Origin of the sequence: Fortiea sp. LEGE XX443, from assembly GCF_015206815.1 — a bacterium.
Classification (GTDB): Bacteria; Cyanobacteriota; Cyanobacteriia; order Cyanobacteriales; family Nostocaceae; genus Nostoc_B.
Window position 1 is genome coordinate 1 of the sequence record NZ_JADEXZ010000141.1, and the last position, 5,103, is coordinate 5,103.

Genomic DNA, 5,103 nt, shown 5'->3' on the forward strand with positions numbered 1-5,103 from the left:
GGTACAAACCTTGCCCCTTGTGGGCAAAAGCCCCCTTGCTCCTTTTCTCCCTTGGTTGAAGCCCCACCCCTTGTGGGTGGTTTTTCTCCCCTGCTCCCTGCTCCCTGCTCCCCTGCTTTTTTCACTTGCGTAACGCACCCGATTTCTTATATATAATTCTCCAGATACATCGAATTTTTCTTGCAGACTTCCTGACAAATTATTAGAGATTAATTATGGAACCTATTTTTCTAATGATCACTGCTTTGGGTACTGGTGCGATCGCTGTTTAATCGCTTAGATTGACCATGATTGTTTAGAGGTACAGCATTGCGCGTCGGTCTAATACCGCTACCATATCTTCTGGCATAAACTTGGGTAAACTCTGCACCAAAAAAGAGAATTTGAGCAGCATAATAAACCCAAGCGAGAATTACCACTAACGAACCAGCTGCACCGTAAGTTGAGCCAAAAGTGTTATTGCCGAGATATTGCCCTAATAAATATCTACCCAAAGAAAACAAAAGTGAAGTGATGGCAGCGCCGATTAAAACATCGTTCCAAGTAATTTTAACATCTGGCAGAACTTTGAAAATTAGACCAAATAGTAATGTAGTGATTGCAAAAGAAAGTAAAAAATTAACGATTCGCCAAAGAACATCTACACCAGGTAGTAAGTTGCTAAAGTAGCCTACGATTGCCGTCAAAACTGTACTAATTACTAGTGTTACTAAAAGTAAAAAACCAATCCCCAAAATCATTGCAAAAGATAAAGCACGCTGACGAAACATGTTTTTCATCCCACGTCCAGGTTTTGGTTTGACTTCCCAAATTGTATTTAGGGCATCTTGTAACTCAGTAAATAAACCTGTAGCACCTAAAAGTAAAAGTAAAATGCTAATAATAGAAGCGATCGCTCCTGTTTTTGGTTGACTAGCATTTCGGATCGCTATTTCGATAAACTCGGCTCCATCTCTACCTACTAATCCTTGAATTTGGCGAACTATTTCACCTCTAGCTGCATCTTCTCCAAATACTGCACCAGCGATCGCAATTACAATAATCAATAACGGAGCAATGGAAAAAATTGTGTAATAAGCTAATGCTGCGGCTAAACGTGAAGCTTTATCTTCACTCCATTCTTGAAAAGTTTCTCGGAATAACTGCCAAACCGCCTGAAAGTTCATTTACTTAGTCTCCTTGTTGGAGGATCTCGCTTTAGTCCTTGATATATTTGATACTGATTTTATAAATAGCGACATCTTCCTAAAGGGGTTTGTGCAGCTTCCTGAAGAAAGAATTTATTTACACTGCAACTTTTTATAACATTCTATCGATTGTGCGATACTGAATTGCTTCTGCTACATGATGAGCTTGCAAGTTATCTTCTCCGGCTAAGTCTGCAATAGTGCGTGCAACTTTGAGAATGCGATCGCTGGCTCTGGCTGATAAACCTAGTTTTTTTATTGCTGCTTCTAATAAATAGCGACTAGCATCATCTAGCTTGCACCATATCGGGAGATGACGGCTCTGCATTTGGGCATTGCAACGCAGACTTGGCTCAGATTGAAAGCGGGTAATTGTGCGATCGCGTGCTTGTTGTACCCGTTCCCGCACAGATTTTGATGACTCTCCTGTAGGTTGTTGGGTAATTTCCTCTGGTTTAAGGCGATTCACCGCCACTTGCAAATCAATTCTGTCCATCAACGGCCCAGAAAGTTTCCCCCAATATTGTTCTCTTTGTCTGGGTGAACAGGTACACTGTTGAATTGTATCGCCGTAGTAGCCGCAAGGGCAGGGATTGGTACTCGCTACCAAAGTAAACTGTGCAGGAAAAATAACTGATTGTCTGGTGCGGGAAATTGTTACGTAGCCGTCTTCTAAAGGCTGACGCAGAAATTCTAAAACATCTCGTTTAAATTCTGTAAGTTCATCAAGAAAAAGTATGCCCCGGTGAGATAACGAGATTTCTCCTGGACGAGGAAAACTACCACCACCCACTAAAGAAGGGCCTGATGCTGAGTGGTGGGGACTACGAAAAGGGCGATCGCGCACTAAAGAACCACGATTTTTTAATAACCCAGCTACGGAGTGAATTCGAGTTACTTCTAAAGCTTCTGTAAAATCCAGTGGTGGCAAAATCCCCGACAAGCGTCGCGCTAACATTGTTTTACCACTACCAGGCGGCCCAACAAAAATTAAATTGTGTCCGCCAGCCGCTGCAATTTCTAAAGCACGACGAGCATGTGCTTGTCCCTTGACATCATGTAAATCTGCACTAGGATAAGATGCTTTTACTGTTTCTACTGCATCATTTATCTGCACAGGTTTGCAACTTCCTGGGTTATTCAATAAATCAACTACTTCTGATAAATTTTTGCAACCATAAACAACTAATCCTTTGACTACAGCCGCTTCTTGGGTATTATCGGCAGGAACAACTAAACCTGTAATTCCCATTTTTTGGGCAGTAGCAGCTATAGGGAGAACCCCAGCCACAGGGCGAAGGCTGCCATCTAGTGAAACTTCCCCTAAAAATAAATAATCTCCCAATAAATCAGCATTAACTTGCTCAGAAGCTGCTAAAATGCCCACACTAATCGGCAAATCAAAACATGGCCCCTCCTTGCGTAAATCTGCCGGAGTCAGATTAATCACAATCTTCCGCATCGGAAAGGCAAAACCAGCATTTTTTAAGGTAGCCTTTACCCTCTCCTTCGACTCCTGAACTGCGCTATCTGGAAGCCCCAAGACAATAATTCCTGGTAATCCTCCTGATACATCGACTTCCACACCCACTTTCACGGCATCGATGCCGACAATTGATGCACTCCAGACTCTAGCAAGCATGAGCTAAATATTTCTTCCATAACGCTAAACCTTTAAAATCTCTAGCAGATGAGTAGGTAAATCGGCATGAGTGAAACCACAGAGACGAGTTTCAGCCATCGAAAAAGTCATGCGATCGCACGCAACCAACTACTTTTGTCCACACCCCTTTAACTGTTATTAAGATTTTATAGTTTACTAGCAGGGCTACCGAGCTTTAATGTTGATCTCGGTGGTTTTCCTTTCCTAGTTTGTTAAGTTAAACTCAAGCCTTATGAAATTATCCAAGCAGACGGTGTTAGTTACGGGTGGGAGTGCAGGGATTGGATTTGAACTTGCCCGTAAATTTAAACAACATAACAATCGAGTCATTATTTGTGGGCGAAATGCTGAACAACTTTTGAAGGCTGCTCAAGAAATTGGTGATATTGAAACAATCCAATGCGATCTAGCGCAGGAAGCCGATATTTATGCTTTGGTAGAGACACTCAAAAACAAAGTGGGCAAGCTTTCTATTTTGGTGAATAATGCCGGAGTACAACTGAACTATAACTTTATTCAAGCCGATCCAGAACTGACTCTAAAAGATATTGATTGGGAAATTGATGTGAACCTCAATGCGGCACTTAAATTGACAATGCTTTGCTTACCATTGCTGCGTCAACAGCCACAAAGCGCAATTGTTAATATGTCTTCTGGTTTGGCGATCGCTCCCAAACGCAATGCACCTGTTTATTGTGCTACTAAAGCTGCACTTCATATATTCAGCAAGGCTCTGCGTTATCAAATGGAAGATAACGCTCCCAATGTAGCAGTGTATGAAGCAGTTCTTCCCTTGGTAGATACAAATATGACGCGAGGGCGAGGTAAGGGAAAAATACCTCCCAAACAAGTTGCTCAGGAAGTTTTTGAAGCTATAGAAAGAGATAAATATGAGATCCATGTCGGCAAAGTGAAGTTACTTGTTTTAATTCACCGAATTTTGCCTCAATTAGCAGAAAAAATTCTTCGCAATAGTTAGTTTGCAATCATCGTTTTCAAAAGATAAAGTTATTTCTCAATCTTGCGTATGGCGATGTTGCCCAACCTGATAAAGCAACAGCAATGCGACAATAGCTCCAACTAATCAGGCAGCGATCGCATTGACCATTGCTTGAATGGCAATCATGTTAGATGGGGTGATTATTGCTCCTTGAGTCACCATCGTCGCAGTTTGATTTGGAGCAATCATAGTAGATGAAGCACAATCAACATTGTACCAACTTGCGACAAAGCAATTAGTGCTGCGATCGCCATAATTCCGATGTTGGTAAGTAGTCCCATCTGGAGATTTTGGCTTACCTGAGACTTGGCTGAGCGCAAATGCGGAAGTTCTAATCTGTTTGCTAATTGTGTGTAGCGAATTTATAGAGCAAGTCAGTAAATCGGCAGCACAATTTATCAATATGTAACAAAATTTAATCGGCTCTTACCTGTTTCAGTGAACATGATGGAAAACCCTACAATCAATCAGGAAAATCTCTTTTCCCCACGCTCCACTCCCTATGATCATGCGGTAACCATTAGCTATGCCGTCAGGCTTATCGCCTAAAATCTCTAGCAGATATATATGTAAATCGGCATGAGTGAAACCACAGAAACGATTTTCAGCAAAATTATTCGCCGGGAAATTCCCGCAAACGTAGTTTATGAGGATGATTTAGCTCTAGCATTCACAGACGTTAACCCCCAAGCACCAGTCCATATTTTGGTCATTCCCAAAAAACCCATAGCCAAATTAGCTGATGCCGAAGCTCAAGATGCAGCTTTGTTAGGACATCTGTTGTTAACTGCCAAGCATGTTGCCGAAGAAGCTGGTTTAAAAAACGGTTATCGCGTTGTGATCAATACAGATGCTGATGGTGGTCAAACTGTCTATCATTTACATCTGCATATTTTAGGAGGAAGACAGATGGCTTGGCCTCCTGGTTGATACCCAAACCTAATGAATCGCGTTAGCTAACGCGATTCATAATAAAAACAAATAATATTTATAAGAGATACTTAATTAAAATCGCTTTACAAAACTAAATTATGCCTCTAAGTTAGAGGGAGGTAAAAACACTTACCAAAACTGTAAACAGTAAAGCAATCATAAAAAAATGACCACAACCTTACAACAGCGCAGCAGCGCTAACGTATGGGAGCGCTTCTGCGAGTGGATCACCAGCACCGAAAACCGGATTTATATCGGTTGGTTCGGCGTATTGATGATCCCCACCTTGCTGGCTGCAACCACCTGCTTCGTAATCGCCT

General features: G+C 41.8%; 5 protein-coding genes and 1 pseudogene. 3 read left to right on the forward strand and 3 right to left on the reverse strand.

Going from position 1 to position 5,103, the window contains the following annotated elements; genetic code table 11:
- Window positions 1-230: 230 nt before the first annotated feature.
- The gene (locus IQ259_RS26665; protein WP_193888989.1) at window positions 231-1,166 is read right to left on the reverse strand and encodes a YihY/virulence factor BrkB family protein; all 936 of its coding nucleotides are present in this window, start codon (window positions 1,164-1,166) and stop codon (window positions 231-233) included.
- 133 nt (window positions 1,167-1,299) lie between these two features.
- Window positions 1,300-2,829, reverse strand: a complete 1,530-nt coding sequence (locus IQ259_RS26670; RefSeq protein ID WP_193888990.1) for a YifB family Mg chelatase-like AAA ATPase — start codon at window positions 2,827-2,829, stop codon at window positions 1,300-1,302.
- 253 nt (window positions 2,830-3,082) lie between these two features.
- Between IQ259_RS26670 and IQ259_RS26675 the strand changes: the two genes are divergently transcribed.
- Window positions 3,083-3,829 (forward strand): SDR family oxidoreductase, encoded by a 747-nt coding sequence (locus IQ259_RS26675; protein ID WP_193888991.1) that lies wholly within the window; start codon window positions 3,083-3,085, stop codon window positions 3,827-3,829.
- Window positions 3,830-4,035: 206 nt separating this feature from the next.
- Here the strand turns inward: IQ259_RS26675 and IQ259_RS27435 are convergent, their stop codons facing one another.
- The gene (locus tag IQ259_RS27435; protein ID WP_228014815.1) at window positions 4,036-4,170 is read right to left on the reverse strand and encodes a hypothetical protein; all 135 of its coding nucleotides are present in this window, start codon (window positions 4,168-4,170) and stop codon (window positions 4,036-4,038) included.
- A 259-nt stretch (window positions 4,171-4,429) separates the two neighbouring features.
- On the opposite strand from IQ259_RS27435, the gene IQ259_RS26685 reads away from it, so the two are divergent.
- Complete coding sequence (locus tag IQ259_RS26685) at window positions 4,430-4,780, forward strand: histidine triad nucleotide-binding protein (protein WP_193888992.1); 351 nt, start codon at window positions 4,430-4,432, stop codon at window positions 4,778-4,780.
- A gap of 169 nt (window positions 4,781-4,949) precedes the next feature.
- Window positions 4,950-5,103: pseudogene (locus IQ259_RS26690) on the forward strand (photosystem II q(b) protein); the annotation flags it as partial.

What these genes read in the sequence shown, in the direction of transcription:
- IQ259_RS26665 (WP_193888989.1), bottom strand. Translation starts at nt 1,166, where the DNA reads ATGAACTTTCAGGCGGTTTGGCAGTTATTCCGAGAAACTTTTCAAGAA.
- IQ259_RS26670 (WP_193888990.1), bottom strand. Translation starts at nt 2,829, where the DNA reads ATGCTTGCTAGAGTCTGGAGTGCATCAATTGTCGGCATCGATGCCGTG.
- IQ259_RS26675 (WP_193888991.1), top strand. Translation starts at nt 3,083, where the DNA reads ATGAAATTATCCAAGCAGACGGTGTTAGTTACGGGTGGGAGTGCAGGG.
- IQ259_RS26685 (WP_193888992.1), top strand. Translation starts at nt 4,430, where the DNA reads ATGAGTGAAACCACAGAAACGATTTTCAGCAAAATTATTCGCCGGGAA.